The organism is Candidatus Pelagibacter giovannonii, from assembly GCF_012276695.1.
Lineage (GTDB): Bacteria > Pseudomonadota > Alphaproteobacteria > Pelagibacterales > Pelagibacteraceae > Pelagibacter > Pelagibacter giovannonii.
Map to the genome: position 1 here is coordinate 930,905 of NZ_CP038852.1, position 17,469 is coordinate 948,373.

The window sequence follows — 17,469 nt, forward strand, 5'->3', positions numbered from 1 at the left end:
ATGAAAAAAATATCTTTAATAGGAGCAGGTCAAATTGGGGGCACTCTTGCTCACTTAATAGGAACCAAAGAAGTAGCTGATGAAGTGGTACTATTTGATGTTGCAAGTGGCATAGCTAAAGGAAAAGCTCTAGACATAGCTCAATCTTCCTCAGTTGATGGTTTTAATGTGAAATTTTCAGGTACAGACAATTATGAAGATATAAAAGATTCAGATGTAATAATAATCACTGCAGGAGTTCCAAGAAAACCAGGAATGAGCAGAGATGATTTATTGGGTATTAATCTAAAAATTATTAAACAAGTAGCAGAAGGCATTAAAAAAAATGCACCTAATGCATTTGTTATATGTATCACAAATCCATTAGATGTTATGGTGATGGCCTTTCAAAAATTTTCTGGGTTACTAGCAAATAAAGTAGTTGGAATGGCAGGAATTTTAGACAGCTCAAGATTTAAATTATTTTTATCTCTAGAGCTAAACGTTCCTGTAAAAGAAATTGAGGCAATGGTTATGGGAGGTCATGGAGACACAATGGTTCCCCTACCAAGATTCACAAAAGTTTCAGGTAAACCATTACTAGACTTAGTTAAAGAAGGAAAAATATCTCCAGAAAGATTAGAGGAAATTAACCAAAGAACTAGAGATGGTGGAGCTGAGATTGTTAAATATTTAGAAAAAGGTTCTGCATTTTATGCACCAGCAGCTTCAGGAGTACAAATGGCAGAAGCATACTTAAAAGATGAAAAAAAATTACTTCCATGTGCAGTTCATTTAAATGGAGAATATGGTGTTAGCGATGTTTATGCAGGTGTACCGGTAATAATTGGTAAAGATGGTGTTGAAAAAATAGAACAAATAGACTTGGATGAAAAAGAAAAAAAAGAATTTATGCACTCGATAGATGCTGTGAAAGCATTATGGGAAGCTGCATCAAAAATAGACCCAGATTTGTCTAAATAAATCATGAACATCCATGAACACCAAGCAAAAAAAATCTTAAAAGAATATGGGGCAGTTGTGCCTGAAGGTATTTTTGCTTTCACGGTTGATGAATTGATTAAAAAAGCAAAATCATTAAAAACAGAAAAGTTTGTATTAAAAGCACAAATCCATGCTGGTGGAAGAGGTAAAGCAGGAGGTGTAAAAATTTTAGATACCATTGAAGAGTTAAGTGTTGCTGCAAAAGAATTATTGGGAAAAACACTTGTAACACATCAAACTGGTCCCGAAGGTAGAGAGGTAAAGAGATTATATGTGGAAGTATCTTCCAATATAGATAAAGAATTTTATCTATCATGCTTAATTGATAGAGCAAGTTCAAAAATTGTATTTATTTCAAGTGATCAAGGTGGAATGGATATTGAAGAGGTTGCAGATAAAACGCCTGAAAAAATTATAACAACAAAAGTAGATATTGTTAATGAAATCTCAGATTCTGATTGTGAGAAAATAATTAAAATTTATAGCTTAACTGACGATACTAAAAAGCAAGCAATAGCACTAATTAAATCAGTATATAATATGTTTTTAGGGACAGATGCCAATATGGTTGAGGTTAACCCACTAATATTAACTAAAGAAAAAAACATAATATGCTTAGACGCAAAGGTTAATTTTGATTCTAACGCGCTATTTAGACATCCTGAAATTATAGAGTTAAGAGATTTAAATGAGGAAGATCCAGCAGAAATAGAAGCAAGCAAACATGATCTTGCTTATATAAAATTAGATGGAAGCATTGGCTGTATGGTTAATGGAGCAGGTTTAGCAATGGCTACAATGGATATAATTAAATTATATGGAGAAGAGCCAGCAAATTTTCTAGATGTTGGTGGTGGAGCTTCAAAAGAAAAAGTTTCTGCTGCATTAAAAATAATTCTTTCAGATAAAAACGTTAAAGGCATACTAATAAATATTTTTGGTGGAATAATGAGATGTGATGTCCTTGCTCAAGGAGTGGTTGATGCTGCTAAAGAGATAAACATAAGCGTTCCATTGGTAGTTAGACTTGCAGGAACAAACTTTAAAGAAGGAAAAGAAATTTTAGATCATTCAGGATTAAAATTAATTTCAGCAGAAAATTTAGATGATGCTGCACAAAAAATAGTAGAGGCTATAAAATAGAATGTCAGTTTTAATTAATAAAAATACAAAAGTTATATGTCAAGGTTTCACAGGTGCACATGGAACTTTTCATTCTGAACAAGCATTAAAGTATGGAACAAATCTTGTAGGTGGAGTAACACCCAAAAAAGGAGGACAAAAACATCTTGAACGTCCAGTATTTAATACTGTAGCTGAAGCTAAAAAAGAAGTTGGTACTGATGCAACTATGATTTATGTGCCAGCAAAATTTGCAGCAGCAGCTATAATAGAAGCTATTGATGCATCTATTGAGCTTATAGTTTGTATTACTGAAGGTATACCAATTCAAGATATGCTTCGTGTTAAACAAAAGCTAAATAATTCAAAAAGCAGATTGATAGGACCTAATTGTCCAGGAATAATTACTCCTGATGAATGTAAAATTGGAATTATGCCTGGAAATATTCACAAGAAAGGTTCTGTGGGAATTGTTTCAAGATCTGGAACTTTAACCTATGAGGCAGTTGCACAAACAACTGAAAATGGATTAGGGCAATCTACTTGTATAGGTATTGGTGGAGATCCAATAAATGGAACAAACTTTATTGATTGTTTAGATTTATTTTTAAAAGATGATGAGACGGAATCTATTCTTATGATAGGAGAAATTGGCGGTTCTGCAGAAGAAGAAGCAGCTGAATTTGTTAAAAATCATAAAATAAAAAAGCCTATGGTTGGGTTTGTTGCTGGAATAACAGCACCCCCAGGAAGAACTATGGGGCACGCAGGAGCTATTATCTCAGGTGGCAAGGGTGGAGCAGAGGATAAGATTAAAAAAATGGAGGAATGTGGGATCACAATTGCAAAATCACCATCTGAACTAGGCAAAACATTATTTAATAAATTATCTAATTGAAAATTATTTATCTGATATTATATCAATAAAATAGATGTCATCATCAAAAAATCTCGAATTCGAAAAAACGTCATTTCTTAGTAAATCAAATAGTGCATTTATAGAACAAATGTATTTAAAATTTATTAATAAAGACAAAGATCTCCCTGAAAGTTGGCAGCATTACTTTGAGGTTATAAGTGAAGACTTAAGTATGATCGCTAAGGAAATTAATGGACCATCATGGAGTGTAAAACAAAAAATTGATATTGATGAAATTGAAAAAAGGATTGAAGAAGATGAAAAAAAACTTTCTAATGGAAGCAATGATGCAAAAGTTAATTCAAAAGATTTAATCAAAAGTAATGTTAATTCCATTAGAGCTGTTGCACTAATTAGAGCCTATAGACAAAGGGGACATTTATTAGCAAAGCTTGACCCACTCCTAATGATGAAAACAGAGTATCTTGATGAATTACACCCTGAATATTATGGATTTAAAAAAGAAAATTATAATGAGAAAATTTATTTAGATGGTGTGATAAATAAAGAGCACTCTACTGTAAAAGAGATATTAAGTTTTTTGAATAAAACTTATTGTGGGCCAATTGGTTATGAGTATATGCATATATCAAACCCAACTGAAAGAAAATGGCTTAGAGATAGAATTGAACAGGATGAGAACTCTCTTCAATTCACAAAAAATGGTAAAGAAGCTATTTTAAAAAAACTTATTCAAGCTGAAGGATTTGAAAAATTTTTACATACGAAATATGTTGGTACAAAAAGATTTGGATTAGATGGAGGAGAAAGCTTAATCCCCGCTTTAGAGCAAATTATTAAAATTGCTGGTCAATCAGGAGCTAAAGAAGTTAAAATTGGAATGTCTCACAGAGGCAGACTCAATGTGCTAGCAAACGTTTTACAAAAATCATATAAAAGAATATTCAATGAATTTGCAGGAGACATACAAGCATTTGGAGAAGAGGGTGCGGGAGATGTGAAATACCATTTAGGAGCATCGTCCGATAGAGAATTTGATGGAAATTCTATACATGTGGGTCTTACAGATAACCCTTCACACTTAGAGGCGGTCAATCCTGTTGTATTAGGACAGACCAGAGGAAAACAATTTTTTCATGAAGACAAAAATAGAAATAAAGTTTTACCCATTTTAATACATGGTGATGCAGCGTTTGCTGGCCAAGGTGTTGTTGCAGAATGTTTCGCAATGTCTGGTTTACCAGGACATAATACAGGGGGAACAATTCATTTTATTGTTAATAATCAAATAGGCTTTACAACAAGCCCAAGGTTTGCAAGATCATCACCATATCCATCGGATGTTGCAAAAATGGTAGATGCCCCAATACTTCATGTAAACGGTGATGACCCAGAAGCCGTTGTTTATGCGACAAGAGTTGCAACAGAATTTAGGCTAAAATTTAACAGAGACGTTGTGGTTGATATAATCTGCTACAGAAGGTTTGGCCATAATGAAGGGGATGAACCTTCATTTACTCAACCACTAATGTATAAAAAAATTAGATCACACCCTACACCAGTAGAAGTATATGGAAGCAAATTAATAAATGAAAATACCCTTTCAGAAAGTGAACTTAAAAATTTTAAAACTGATTTTAAAAATTTACTAGATGATCAATACAAAAATGCAAAAGATTATAAACCAAAAATTGAGTGGTATGAGGGAAGCTGGTCAAGATATAAACCAGAAAAAGGAAAAGATAAAAGAGGCATAAGTGGTTTTGACCAGAAAAAACTTTTAGAAATTTCTGAAAAAATTAATTCAATACCTGAAGGATTAAATTTACATAAAACTATAATTAAAATTTTAAATACTAGAAGATTGGCAGTGTCAGATGGAAAGGGCATAGATTGGTCAACAGCTGAAGCGCTAGCATTTGGGTCCTTATTAGAAGAGGGATATCCAGTAAGACTAGTTGGACAAGATTCTGGTAGAGGAACTTTTAGTCAAAGACATTCAGTTTTAAGAAATCAGCTAGATAATAGTCGATATGTACCATTAAATAATATTTCAAATAATCAAAAACAGTTTGAAGTAGTGGATAGCTTTTTGTCAGAATTAGCAGTTTTAGGTTTTGAATACGGTTATAGTTTAGTTCAGCCAAACACTCTAACAATGTGGGAAGCACAATTTGGTGATTTTGCAAATGGTGCACAAGTAGTAATAGATCAATTTATTGCATCAGGAGAAAGAAAATGGACAAGAGCATCAGGGTTAGTAATGCTTTTACCACATGGATATGAAGGTCAAGGCCCTGAACATTCATCGGCTCGTTTAGAAAGATTTTTACAATTATGCTCTAATGACAACATGCAAGTAATGAATTGCACTACTCCTGCAAATTATTTTCATGCACTAAGAAGACAAATGCATAGAGATTTTAGAAAACCATTAATCATGATGACACCTAAATCTTTATTAAGAAACAAGTATTGTGTTTCGAACTTAGAAGATTTTAATAAAGAAAATTCATTTCATAGAATATTATGGGACCATGCTGTGGACCCAAAAACTAATGGTTTTATAAAATTAAGAAAAGCTTCAGATATCAAAAAAGTAATAATGTGTTCAGGTAAAGTTTATTTTGATTTATTAGATGCTAGAGAAAAACTAAAAATAGATGATGTAATATTGTTCAGAATTGAACAACTATATCCATTTCCTGCAAAAACTCTTGTTAAGGAACTTAAACCTTACGCGAAAAATGCTAAGTTTTATTGGTGCCAGGAAGAACCAAAAAATATGGGTGGATGGTTCTCAGTAAGAGACTATATACAATGGACATTAGAAACTATTAACGCTAATAATAGTAAAATTTCTTATATAGGAAGAAGTCCAGATGCATCTCCAGCAACAGGATATGCAAAAAGACACATTTCACAACAACAAGAGATTATTAACAAGGTTTTTGAATAAAAATGAGTGAAAAAATTTTAGTACCAGTTTTGGGTGAGAGCATAACAGAGGCAACGGTTGCTAAATGGCTTAAAAATGAAGGTGACACAGTTGAAGCCGATGAAGCAATTGTAGAACTAGAAACTGACAAAGTTAATTTAGAAGTTCCATCTCCCATAGATGGAGTTTTATCAGAAATAAATTCAAAAGATGGTGAAACAGTAGAAGTAGGAGCCCTGCTTGGTATGATAAGTCAAAATGGAACTCAACCATCTGAAAAAAAAATAATTACAAAAATTGAACCAAAAAAAAATGAAAATAATGTAGTTAATTTAGAAATTAAAAAAGAAGTTCCTAAAGTTTTTAAAGGACCTGAAGAGGAAGAGCCTTTAATACTAACCAATGAAGCTAAAGAAGAAAAAACCGATTCTTCAAATAAAAATAGTGAAGTACTTTCACCAGCTGTAAGAAAAATGGCAGTTGAAAATAAAATCGATTTAAAAAAAGTTAGTGGCTCTGGTAAAGAGGGTAGAATTCTTAAAGGTGATCTAATTAGCATGATGGGAGAAAACCCTCAGCCATCAGAAAGAAAAATTAAATATGGTCAAGAAGAGAGAATTAAAATGTCTAGGCTTAGACAGACAATTGCAAAAAGATTAAAACAAGCACAAGAAAATGCAGCATTATTAACAACTTTTAATGAAGTTGATATGACTGGCATAATGGAAATGAGAAAAGAGAACCAGGAAGATTTCCAAAGCAGGTACGGAATTAAATTAGGGTTTATGTCATTTTTTATAAAAGCATGTGTTGCTGCACTTAAAATGTATCCATCAGTTAATGCTGAAATTGATGGAGATGAAATTATTTATAAAAATTATTATAATATGAGCTTTGCAGTAGGAACTGAAAAGGGATTAGTAGTGCCAGTATTAAGAGACGCTGATCAATTATCATTTGCTGATATTGAAAAAAATATTAAAACTATTTCTGAAAAAGCAAGAGATGGAAAAATAACCATAGAAGACCTTCAGGGTGGAACCTTTACAATTAGTAATGGTGGAGTTTATGGTTCAATGCTATCTACTCCAATATTAAACTTACCTCAATCTGGTGTGTTAGGTATGCATAATATAGTTGAAAGACCAATGGTGGTTGATGGTGAAATTAAAATTAGACCTATTATGTATCTTGCCTTGTCTTATGATCACAGAATTATTGATGGTAAAGAGTCAGTATCATTCTTAAAAATGGTTAAAGAAAACTTAGAGGATCCAAGAAGGTTGTTTTTAAATATTTAAATGTCAGATAAATTTCAAGCAGTTGTAATAGGTGGTGGTCCAGGAGGTTATGTGTGTGCAATAAGATTAGCACAATTGGGACTTAAAACTGCATGTATAGAATCAAGAGGCTCATTAGGTGGAACTTGTTTAAATGTTGGGTGTATACCTTCTAAAAATTTATTAAATATTTCTGAAAATTATCATAAGGCACAGAATTTCTCTAAACTTGGCATTGAGGTGGGTGAGGTAAAACTTAATCTTCAAAAAATGATGCAAAATAAGGATAAAGCAGTAACAATTTTGACTAAGGGTGTAGAGTTTTTATTTAAAAAAAATAAAGTCACTTATTTTAAAGGCACTGGAAGCTTTAAATCAGCAAATAAAATCTCAATATTAGATGATCAAAAAAAAGAAACCATAATTGAAACAGATAAAATAGTAATTAGTACAGGGTCAGTTCCAGTCGCATTACCAGGTATTGAATTTGATGAAAAAATAATTGTATCTTCAACAGGTGCATTAACTCTGCAATCGGTTCCAAGAAAAATGGTTGTAGTTGGTGGTGGTTATATAGGATTAGAGATGGGGTCTGTTTGGTCTAGATTAGGTGCAGAAGTACATGTAGTTGAATTTTTAGAGCATATTACTCCTGGTATGGATAGAGAAATATCTACAGAGTTTATGAAAATATTAAAGAAACAAGGAATTAATTTTCATATGCAGACAAAAGTAGAAGGAATTAAAAAAAATGCTAATGGTGCTATAGTGACAACATCAGATAAAGATGGAAAAAAAGTAGATTTTGATTGTGATGTGGTTCTTATATCTGTTGGTAGAAAACCTAACACAACCAACTTAAACTTAGAAGCAGTTGGTGTTGAACTAGATGAAAAGAAAAGAATTAAAACTAACAAAACATTTCAAACAAATATTAAGAATGTGTATGCTATTGGAGATGTAATTGAAGGACCAATGTTAGCGCACAAAGCTGAAGATGAAGGTATTGCTGTTGCAGAAAATATTGCAGGACAATCAGGACATGTTAATTATGATATTATTCCTGGAGTTGTTTATACAACACCAGAAGTTGCTTCAATTGGGAAAACAGAAGAACAATTAAAAGAAGCAAATACTAAATATAAAATTGGTAAATTTTCATTTATGGCAAATTCAAGAGCCAAAGCAATTGATGAAGCAGAAGGCTTTGTTAAAATTCTAGCTGATGAAAAAACAGATAGAGTTCTAGGAGCACATATTATTGGACCTCATGCAGGTGAATTAATTGGGGAAATTGGAGTTGCAATGGAGTTTGGTGCTAGCGCTGAAGATATTGCAAGAACATGTCATGCGCACCCAACATTTTCTGAAGCAGTAAAAGAAGCAGCGTTATCAGTAGATAAAAGAGCAATACACTCTTAGAATATTTTCATATTATAAAGATATGAAAGTACCGATTCTTATACCAAATATTTTTAATCATCCTTTCACCTACAATTCTGATTTAACTTTAAAAGTTGGTGACTACGTGGTGGTACCCTTTGGAAAGTCAGAGGTAACAGGAGTCGTGTGGGATGACTTTGAAAAAAAAACAAATAAAAATTTTGCAATTAAAAAAGTTTTGAGGAAATTAGATGTTCCACCTTTAAAGAAAAATATAGTTAAATTCCTAAACTGGTTTTCAGAATACAATATGACACCTAAAGGTATGGCGTTAAAATTATTATTATTAAGTAGTGGTGCCATAGAAAAGTTACCAATTGAAGCTTATGAAGCATTCAAAATTGATATCAAAGAAAATGAAATAAAACTTTCTAAAGAGCAAAAAAATTCATTAAAAAAAATGAATGTATTAAATCAAAAATTTAGAGTTCATGTTTTACAAGGCACTACAGGTTCAGGTAAAACAATGGTCTATTTTGAGGCTTTAAAAGAGATAATTAATAAAGGTTTTCAAGGGTTAATTCTATTACCAGAAATTGGATTAACAGGACAATTTCAAAATAAATTTATAGAATTTTTTGGTTTCAAGCCTGCCGTATGGCATTCAGGCATTACCAAAAAAAATAAAGAAATTATTTGGAGTGGAATAGCAAATGACAAAATTAAAGTTGTAATTGGTGCTCGATCTTCATTATTTTTACCTTTTAAAAAACTAGGATTAATTATTGTTGATGAAGAACATGATCAATCTTACAAACAAGATGAGGGTGTAGCTTATAATGCAAGAGATATGGCAATTTCAAGAGCATCTTTTGAAAATATTCCAATCAATTTAATAACTGCAGTTCCATCTATTGAAACCTATGACAATATTAAAAAAGGTAAATATACTTTATCAAAACTTGATCAAAGATATTTAAATGCATCTTTGCCAAAATATGAAATAATTAATCTAAATAATTTCAAACTTGAGTCTCAATCCTGGATATCTAAAGAAACAATTGAAAAAGTAAACTTACATCTTGAAAAAAAAGACCAAGTATTGTTTTTTTTAAATAGAAGAGGATTTTCTCCACATGTATTATGTAAAAAATGCTTTACTAGTTATTCATGTCCAAATTGTTCAATAAATTTGGTATATCATAAAAACAAACAAAATTTATTGTGTCACTACTGTGGATACAAAGCTTTACTAAATAGAGATTGTTCTAAAGAGGGTAAATGTGATTTTATTTTTAGCGGTCCTGGAGTTGAAAGGATATCTGAAGAAGTAAAAAAAATTTTTCCTACTAAGGAAATAACTATATTTTCCAGTGACACAATGAATAAAAAAAGTTCTTCAAATATTTTGGAAAAAATTATAAATAATGAAATCCAAATTTTAATTGGGACTCAATTAATTTCTAAAGGATTTCATTTTCCAAGCTTAAATTGCATAGTAGTAGTTGATATTGATTTATCATCACAAGGTCACGACTTAAGAGGTGCTGAAAAAAACCTACAATTATATCATCAACTTTCAGGAAGAGCAGGTAGGACAGGAAAACCAGCAACTGTTTATTTTCAAACTTACAATCTAAATACCAAAATGATTACTGATATTACTAATAAAGATCCTGATATATTTTTAGATAAAGAACTTGAAATTAGAAGAAAAAATAATCTTCCACCGTTTCAAAGATTTATTGCCTTAATAATTACTGGTAACAATGAAAAAGAACTTGAAAAAGAAGCTTATAAATTTAAAAGTTTTATAGAAAATGCTGTTGATGGTAGAGTGCTTGGTCCTGTAAATGCTCCTATATTTAGATTAAAAAGAAGATTTAGAGTAAGACTTTTGATTAGGGGTCGAAAATCTTTAAAAGTTCAAAATTCCCTTTCAAAAATCATTGAAAAATTCAAATTTCCAGGTGGAATGAAACTAACAGTTGATGTTGACCCAATAAACTTCAATTAACAAAGAAAAAACAAGACTTTTAGACAATGTGTGACTTGAAGAGCTAGGAGTCATATGTTAATTAAAACAAAATTTTAATAAATCTTCTAATATTTATAAGGAACAATAAATTGAGCAAAAATAAAGGTTTTTCTGAAACATCGGCAGGTAGGTATTCCCTGGCACTTTATGAATTAGCTGTAGAAGCTAATAATTTAAGTGAGATCGAGGTTCATTCTGCTTCAATTATTAATTTAATTGCTTCAAGTAAAGATTTTAAATCTTTAATTAAGGATCCAACGAATAACAAAGAAGACCAATTGAATGCTCTAAGTAAAATTTCAGAACAATATAAAATAAATGAATTATTAACTAAATTTTTAAGCTTTCTAATATCTAAAAGAAGATTCTTTTATGTGGATAAAATTCTAAAAAGCTTTGTTGAGACATGTTCAGTTAAAAGAGGTGAATTAAAAGCAGAATTAACGTCTGCAAAAGATCTTACTGAAAATGAAATTAACAATATAAAAGAAGAATTGACTAAAAACTTTAGTTCAAAAATAAAATTAAACTACAAACACGATGCAAGTTTAATTGGGGGTTTGATTGTGCAAGTCGGAAGCACAATGGTGGACACTTCCATTAAAAATAAATTACAACAAATCGAAAATAGGATGATAGAGGCATAAATGGATATAAACCCATCAGAAGTAACAAAAATATTAAAAGAGCAAATTAAAAAATTTGGCGATAAAGCAGAAGTGACTGAAGTTGGTCAAGTTTTGTCAGTAGGAGATGGTATTGCTAGAGTGTACGGATTAGATAATGTTCAAGCTGGAGAGATGGTAGAATTTTCTGATGGATCAAAAGGAATGGCTCTAAACTTAGAAAGCGAAAATGTTGGAGTTGTAATTTTTGGAGATGATAGAAAAATTAAAGAAGGTGACGTTGTTAAAAGAACAGGAAGTATCGTTGATACACCTGTCGGAAAAGAATTATTAGGAAGAGTTGTTGATGGATTAGGAAATCCAATAGATGGCAAAGGTGCTTTAGATAAAGCAACTAAAAGAAGTAGAGTTGAGGTAAAAGCTCCTGGAATTATTCCAAGACAATCTGTTAGTGAACCAATGCAAACAGGCTTAAAATCAATTGACAGTCTAGTTCCAGTTGGAAGAGGACAGCGTGAATTAATTATTGGGGATAGACAAACTGGAAAAACTGCAGTTGCTATCGATGCAATCATTAACCAGAAAAAAATAAATGAATCTGGTGATGAGAAGCAAAAACTTTACTGTATCTATGTCGCTATAGGTCAAAAAAGATCTACAGTTAGACAAATTCAAAAAACCTTAGAAGAAGCTGGTGCAATGGAATATACAACTATTGTTGCTGCTACTGCTTCAGATGCAGCGCCGCTTCAGTTTTTAGCACCATATACAGGCTGCACTATGGGTGAATACTATAGAGATAATGGTATGCATGCATTAATCATTTATGATGATTTATCTAAACAGGCTGTAGCTTATAGACAAATGTCACTTTTATTAAGAAGACCTCCAGGAAGAGAAGCTTATCCGGGAGATGTATTTTATTTACACAGTAGATTACTTGAGAGAGCAGCCAAGCTTAGTGATGAGCATGGCGGAGGTTCGTTAACCGCTCTTCCTATAATTGAAACGCAAGGTGGAGACGTATCAGCCTTTATTCCAACTAACGTTATTTCAATTACAGATGGTCAAATATTTCTTGAAACAGAATTATTTAACCAAGGAATTAGACCAGCGATTAACGTAGGTCTATCAGTTTCTAGAGTTGGATCTGCAGCCCAAACAAAAGCAATGAAAAAAGTTTCTGGCTCCATGAAGCTGGAGCTTGCTCAATATAGAGAGATGGCTGCCTTTGCACAATTTGGATCTGATTTAGATGCATCAACACAAAAACTTTTAAATAGAGGTTCAAAACTTACTGAACTTTTAAAACAAAAACAATATTCCCCTATGACAGTTGCTGAGCAAGTAATTTCAGTTTTCTGTGGAGTTAAAGGTTATTTAGATGATGTAGAGCTTAAAGATATTGCTGAGTTTGAATCTAAGATTATTGAAAAATGTAAATCTGAAAAACCAGAAATTTTAGAGTCTGTTTTAAGTACAGGTAAACTTGAAGAAGATACTGAAAAATTGTTAGTTGAAACTATCATGGAACTTAAGAAGAACTTTAATTCTTAAAATATGGCAACACTAGACGACTTAAAAAAAAGAATAGCGAGTGTAAAGTCTACACAAAAAATTACCAAAGCCATGAAAATGGTTGCGGCTGCTAAACTTAGAAGAGCACAAGAAAATGCCGAAAAGGGAAGACCTTATTCTGAAAAAATGAATAACATTATTCTTAATTTATCTAGTGGTATTTCTGATAAGGAAAATGCTCCTAAACTTCTTTCTGGAACAGGTGAAGATAAGGTGCATTTATGTATTGTGTTAACATCTGATCGTGGTCTATGTGGTGGTTTTAATACAAATATTATTAAAAAAGCCAAAGCATATTTTCAAAAAATATCTGATGAGGGAAAAACTTTAAAAATTATAACCGTTGGATCTAAAGGGTATGATCAATTAAAAAGAGTTTATAAAGATGATATCGTAGAGAGAATATCTTTTAAAGACTCAAAAACTATCAATTATCTAGATGCTGAAAAAGTAGGAAAAATGATAATTGAAAACTTTGAAAAAGAAGAATTTGATGTGTGTACAATTTTTTATAATAAATTTAAAAATGTAATCACTCAGATACCTCAAGAACAACAAATAATTCCTTTAAAAACATCTGAAGCAGAAGAAAATTCTTCTGAGGATAATTATGAATTTGAACCAGATGAAGATGAAATTTTAAGCAATTTATTGCCTAAAAATATATCTACTCAGATTTTTAAAGCGATGTTAGAAAATTCAGCTAGCGAACAGGGCTCAAGAATGAGTGCTATGGATAATGCAACCCGTAACGCAGGTGAAATGGTTGACAAGCTAACTATTGAGTATAATAGAAGTCGTCAAGCAGCTATTACAAAAGAACTAATTGAAATCATATCAGGAGCGGAAAGTTTATAATTATGAGCAAAGGAAAAATCACACAGATCATTGGAGCAGTAGTAGACGTAAAATTTGATGGAGAATTACCAGAAATTTTATCAGCATTAGAATGTAAAAATGGAGACAACAGACTAGTTTTAGAAGTTGCCCAGCACCTTGGTGAATCAAGTGTAAGAACAATTGCAATGGATGCTACTGAAGGATTAAAAAGAGGAGACGAGGTAACTGCAACAGGTGCTCCTATTCAAGTTCCAGTTGGTCCAGAAACTTTAGGAAGAATTATAAATGTAATAGGTGAACCTATCGATGAAAAAGGTGAAGTTAAAACAAAAGAAAAATGGCCAATTCATAGATCTGCACCTGAATTTAGTGATCAGTCAACAGAGACAGAAATTCTAGTTACAGGAATCAAAGTAGTTGATCTATTAGCACCATACGCCAAAGGAGGAAAAATTGGTTTATTTGGAGGTGCGGGTGTTGGTAAGACAGTACTTATTATGGAATTAATTAATAACGTAGCAAAAGCTCATGGTGGATTTTCTGTCTTTGCTGGTGTTGGTGAAAGAACTAGAGAAGGAAATGATCTTTATCACGAAATGATAGACTCAGGTGTTATTAAGCCAGAAGGTCCAGGATCAAAAGCTGCACTAGTGTATGGTCAAATGAATGAACCCCCAGGAGCTAGAGCAAGAGTTGCCTTAACAGGCTTAACTGTGGCTGAATATTTCAGAGATCAAGAAGGACAAGATGTATTATTCTTTGTTGATAACATCTTTAGATTTACTCAAGCAGGCTCAGAAGTTTCTGCACTATTAGGAAGAATTCCTTCAGCAGTTGGATATCAGCCTACACTTGCAACAGACATGGGTAACCTTCAAGAAAGAATTACAACTACCAACAAGGGTTCCATTACATCTGTGCAAGCGATTTATGTACCAGCAGATGACTTAACTGACCCGGCACCCGCTACATCTTTTGCTCACTTAGATGCGACAACTGTATTATCAAGACAGATAGCTGAAATTGGAATTTATCCAGCAGTTGACCCTCTAGATTCTACTTCTAGAATTTTAGATCCTAGAATAGTTGGAGATGAGCATTACAGAGTTGCCAGAGAAGTGCAAAAAATTCTTCAAACTTACAAATCACTACAAGATATTATTGCGATTTTAGGAATGGATGAATTATCTGAAGAAGATAAATTAACGGTAGCTAGAGCGCGTAAAATACAAAGATTTTTATCACAACCTTTCTTTGTTGCTGAAGTCTTTACTGGTTCTCCAGGAAAATTAGTAGATTTAGAATCTACAATTAAAGGTTTTGCTGCAATATGTAATGGTGAGTATGATCATTTACCAGAAGCTGCATTCTATATGGTGGGTACAATTGAAGAAGCTGTAGAAAAAGCAGGAAAAATGGCGAAAGATGCTGCCGCATAATGAGTGAAGAGTTCAAAATAGAAATTGTAAACCCAGAAAAATCTTTTCTTTCAAAAGAAGATGTAACAGAAGTTGTTGTACCTGCTTTTGAGGGAGAAATGGGGATTTTAAAGGACCATATCTCAATTATTTCATTCCTAAAGCCAGGGATTATTAAAATCTTTTCTAAATCAGGAGAGGATAATTACTATGTTGAGGATGGAATTGTTGAATTTAAAAATAATAATTTATCAGTTCTAACAAGTTCTATTTTTAATATTAAAGATATTGATAAAGATAAAATTAGCGAATTACTTGCTCAAGCAGAAGAAAATTCAAAAAATAGTGACATTACGGATCAAAATAAATACTTAGTTGATCAAAAAATTGATGTCCTAAAAACTCTTAATTAAGAATTTCTTTTACTTTTTCTTTAACATCTTTGTACACATGCAGCTTAAAGTCTACAACTAGGTCAGTTATATTCTCAAGATCAATCCATTTCCATTCACAAAATTCAGGATGTTTAGTCTTAATATCAATCTCGTTATCTTGCCCTAAGAATTTCATTATAAACCACTTTTGTTCCTGACCCCTATACTTACCATTCCAAATTATGCCTAATAAGTTTTTTGGTAATTCATAAGAGATTAATCCATCACACTCTTTAATTAGTTCAACATTTTTTATACTAGTTTCTTCTTCTAACTCTCTGTAAGCAGCAGTTAAGTAGTCCTCACCCTTATCAACACCACCTTGGGGCATCTGCCAAAAATTTTTTTTATTATCAATTCTTCTTGCAACAAAAACTTTATTATCTTTGTTTAGCACAACAATTCCAACTCCACTTCTAAGAGGTAAATTTACTTTACTATTTGACATTTATCCGTTGAGTAATTTTATTGCAAAATTCAGTTGATTATCGGTTTCAGAATTAAATTTAAAATCATCTGAACCTTCTGTAACTTCTATATCAGGTGTTACACCTACTTCGGAAATAGATTTTCCTGAAGGGAGATAATATTTTGCAATTGTTAATCTAATAGCACCTCTATTTTTTAAAGGGATTATTGATTGTACAGAACCTTTTCCATAACTATTTTCTCCAAGTATAATAGCTCTTTTATGATCTTTTAATGCACCTGCTACTATTTCTGATGCCGACGCTGATCCATAGTTAATAAGTATAATTAGTGTTTTACCATTTGTTAGATCACCTTTTTTAGCAAACCATTTTCGATTTTCTGAGGCTTGTCGACTTCTTGTCGATACAATCTCACCATTATCTAAAAAAAAGTCTGAAATTTTAATTGCCTGAGAAAGCAAGCCACCAGGGTTATTTCTTAAATCTAAGATATATCCCTTTAGATCTTTATTTTTATTTAATTTATTAATCTTTTCTTTAATTTGTTCACTACTATTTTCGTTGAAGGAAGTTAGTCTTATATAGCCAATGTTATTATCTATAAGTTCAGATTTTACAGATTGAACCTGAATAACCTCTCTCGTTATATTAAAGGTTAATGCTTTTTTTACACCTCTTCTTCTAACTGTTATTTCAATACTCGATCCAACAGGTCCCCTCATTAAGTCTACTGCTTGCATTAATGTTTTGCCTTGAACCTGAGTATTATTAATTTTTACAATATAATCACCAGCTTTTAATCCTGCTTTTGATGCTGGAGTATTATCTATTGGTGATATCACTTTTACAACACCTGCTTCCATACCAACTTCAATACCAAGCCCACCAAACTCTCCACTAGTTTCAGTTTGCATACCCTCAAAACTTTCTGGCGTCATATATGCGGAATAGGGATCAAGAGATTGCAATAAACCATTTATGGCTGAATCCATACTTTTTGATTGATCTACCTCATCAACATATTCTTTGCTAATTTTTTCAAGCACCTCACCAAACAAATCAATTTTTTTATATAAGTCAGTATTTTCAGAAAAACTTTTTTGAAAAGTAAATAATAGTATTATAAAAAAAATAAAAAATCTTTTGGTCAAAATCATATCATTACTTTTTCTTTAGGAATGATTTCTGACCATATTTTTTCTAATTCATAAAATTTTCTTTTATCAGGATGAAATATGTGAACAATCAAGTCTATACCATCAACTAATTTCCAGTCACTACTTTCTTTTCCTTCAATCTTAGAATTTTTTACTCCATTGGTCTTTAATTTTTCTAGCACCATTTCAGATAAAGCTTGAATATGTCTAGAAGAAGTTCCACTTGCTATAATCATATAGTCAGCCATTGAACTTTTATTTTTAAGATCTATTGAAATAATATCTAGGGCTTTATTGGAATCTAAGGTGTTTAGGATTAAATCTTTAAGGTCTATGTTTTTTTCCATTAATACATTTAAC

General features: G+C 31.8%; 15 protein-coding genes. 12 read left to right on the forward strand and 3 right to left on the reverse strand.

Annotated elements, in window-relative coordinates:
• The 12 genes from mdh to atpC all read left to right on the forward strand — a co-directional run bounded on the left by mdh (position 1) and on the right by atpC (position 15,500).
• Entirely contained in the window at positions 1-963 is a 963-nt protein-coding gene (gene mdh, locus E5R92_RS05160) for a malate dehydrogenase (protein WP_168607022.1), read from the forward strand.
• 3 nt (positions 964-966) lie between these two features.
• Positions 967-2,127: an ADP-forming succinate--CoA ligase subunit beta gene (gene sucC, locus E5R92_RS05165; RefSeq protein ID WP_168607023.1), complete on the forward strand. Its 1,161-nt coding sequence runs from the start codon at positions 967-969 to the stop codon at positions 2,125-2,127.
• A gap of 1 nt (position 2,128) precedes the next feature.
• Positions 2,129-3,004, forward strand: coding sequence for a succinate--CoA ligase subunit alpha (sucD, locus tag E5R92_RS05170; protein ID WP_168607024.1), 876 nt, complete (start codon positions 2,129-2,131; stop codon positions 3,002-3,004).
• 34 nt (positions 3,005-3,038) lie between these two features.
• A complete protein-coding gene (locus tag E5R92_RS05175; RefSeq protein ID WP_168607025.1) occupies positions 3,039-5,945 on the forward strand; it encodes a 2-oxoglutarate dehydrogenase E1 component in 2,907 nt (968 codons plus the stop codon).
• 2 nt (positions 5,946-5,947) lie between these two features.
• Entirely contained in the window at positions 5,948-7,225 is a 1,278-nt protein-coding gene (gene odhB / locus E5R92_RS05180; RefSeq protein WP_168607026.1) for a 2-oxoglutarate dehydrogenase complex dihydrolipoyllysine-residue succinyltransferase, read from the forward strand.
• Complete coding sequence (lpdA, locus tag E5R92_RS05185) at positions 7,226-8,626, forward strand: dihydrolipoyl dehydrogenase (protein WP_168607027.1); 1,401 nt, start codon at positions 7,226-7,228, stop codon at positions 8,624-8,626.
• A gap of 22 nt (positions 8,627-8,648) precedes the next feature.
• Positions 8,649-10,604 carry a replication restart helicase PriA gene (priA, locus tag E5R92_RS05190; protein WP_168607028.1) on the forward strand — a complete coding sequence of 652 codons (1,956 nt, stop codon included), beginning with the start codon at positions 8,649-8,651 and terminating at the stop codon, positions 10,602-10,604.
• A 110-nt stretch (positions 10,605-10,714) separates the two neighbouring features.
• Positions 10,715-11,272: an ATP synthase F1 subunit delta gene (atpH, locus tag E5R92_RS05195; RefSeq protein ID WP_168607029.1), complete on the forward strand. Its 558-nt coding sequence runs from the start codon at positions 10,715-10,717 to the stop codon at positions 11,270-11,272.
• Positions 11,273-12,808 carry a F0F1 ATP synthase subunit alpha gene (gene atpA / locus E5R92_RS05200; RefSeq protein ID WP_168607030.1) on the forward strand — a complete coding sequence of 512 codons (1,536 nt, stop codon included), beginning with the start codon at positions 11,273-11,275 and terminating at the stop codon, positions 12,806-12,808.
• Positions 12,809-12,811: 3 nt separating this feature from the next.
• Positions 12,812-13,687, forward strand: a complete 876-nt coding sequence (locus E5R92_RS05205) for a F0F1 ATP synthase subunit gamma (protein WP_168607031.1) — start codon at positions 12,812-12,814, stop codon at positions 13,685-13,687.
• 2 nt (positions 13,688-13,689) lie between these two features.
• Entirely contained in the window at positions 13,690-15,108 is a 1,419-nt protein-coding gene (gene atpD / locus E5R92_RS05210; protein WP_168607032.1) for a F0F1 ATP synthase subunit beta, read from the forward strand.
• Positions 15,108-15,500: an ATP synthase F1 subunit epsilon gene (gene atpC, locus E5R92_RS05215; protein ID WP_018413613.1), complete on the forward strand. Its 393-nt coding sequence runs from the start codon at positions 15,108-15,110 to the stop codon at positions 15,498-15,500. The genes atpD and atpC overlap by 1 nt, the downstream gene beginning before the upstream one ends.
• Here atpC and E5R92_RS05220 read toward each other — a convergent pair.
• Genes E5R92_RS05220 through rsfS form a run of 3 tightly spaced genes read right to left on the reverse strand, consistent with a single transcriptional unit; the run spans position 15,493 to position 17,456 of the window.
• Positions 15,493-15,969: an RNA pyrophosphohydrolase gene (locus E5R92_RS05220; RefSeq protein WP_168607033.1), complete on the reverse strand. Its 477-nt coding sequence runs from the start codon at positions 15,967-15,969 to the stop codon at positions 15,493-15,495. The two genes, atpC and E5R92_RS05220, sit on opposite strands and share 8 nt — an antisense overlap.
• Complete coding sequence (locus E5R92_RS05225; RefSeq protein WP_168607034.1) at positions 15,970-17,109, reverse strand: S41 family peptidase; 1,140 nt, start codon at positions 17,107-17,109, stop codon at positions 15,970-15,972. It abuts the gene before it with no gap.
• Entirely contained in the window at positions 17,106-17,456 is a 351-nt protein-coding gene (gene rsfS / locus E5R92_RS05230) for a ribosome silencing factor (RefSeq protein WP_168607035.1), read from the reverse strand. Before rsfS ends, E5R92_RS05225 begins: the two co-directional genes overlap by 4 nt.
• Between the last annotated feature and the right edge of the window lie 13 nt (positions 17,457-17,469).

What these genes read in the sequence shown, in the direction of transcription:
- mdh (WP_168607022.1), top strand. Translation starts at nt 1, where the DNA reads ATGAAAAAAATATCTTTAATAGGAGCAGGTCAAATTGGGGGCACTCTT.
- sucC (WP_168607023.1), top strand. Translation starts at nt 967, where the DNA reads ATGAACATCCATGAACACCAAGCAAAAAAAATCTTAAAAGAATATGGG.
- sucD (WP_168607024.1), top strand. Translation starts at nt 2,129, where the DNA reads ATGTCAGTTTTAATTAATAAAAATACAAAAGTTATATGTCAAGGTTTC.
- E5R92_RS05175 (WP_168607025.1), top strand. Translation starts at nt 3,039, where the DNA reads ATGTCATCATCAAAAAATCTCGAATTCGAAAAAACGTCATTTCTTAGT.
- odhB (WP_168607026.1), top strand. Translation starts at nt 5,948, where the DNA reads ATGAGTGAAAAAATTTTAGTACCAGTTTTGGGTGAGAGCATAACAGAG.
- lpdA (WP_168607027.1), top strand. Translation starts at nt 7,226, where the DNA reads ATGTCAGATAAATTTCAAGCAGTTGTAATAGGTGGTGGTCCAGGAGGT.
- priA (WP_168607028.1), top strand. Translation starts at nt 8,649, where the DNA reads ATGAAAGTACCGATTCTTATACCAAATATTTTTAATCATCCTTTCACC.
- atpA (WP_168607030.1), top strand. Translation starts at nt 11,273, where the DNA reads ATGGATATAAACCCATCAGAAGTAACAAAAATATTAAAAGAGCAAATT.
- E5R92_RS05205 (WP_168607031.1), top strand. Translation starts at nt 12,812, where the DNA reads ATGGCAACACTAGACGACTTAAAAAAAAGAATAGCGAGTGTAAAGTCT.
- atpD (WP_168607032.1), top strand. Translation starts at nt 13,690, where the DNA reads ATGAGCAAAGGAAAAATCACACAGATCATTGGAGCAGTAGTAGACGTA.
- atpC (WP_018413613.1), top strand. Translation starts at nt 15,108, where the DNA reads ATGAGTGAAGAGTTCAAAATAGAAATTGTAAACCCAGAAAAATCTTTT.
- E5R92_RS05220 (WP_168607033.1), bottom strand. Translation starts at nt 15,969, where the DNA reads ATGTCAAATAGTAAAGTAAATTTACCTCTTAGAAGTGGAGTTGGAATT.
- E5R92_RS05225 (WP_168607034.1), bottom strand. Translation starts at nt 17,109, where the DNA reads ATGATTTTGACCAAAAGATTTTTTATTTTTTTTATAATACTATTATTT.
- rsfS (WP_168607035.1), bottom strand. Translation starts at nt 17,456, where the DNA reads ATGGAAAAAAACATAGACCTTAAAGATTTAATCCTAAACACCTTAGAT.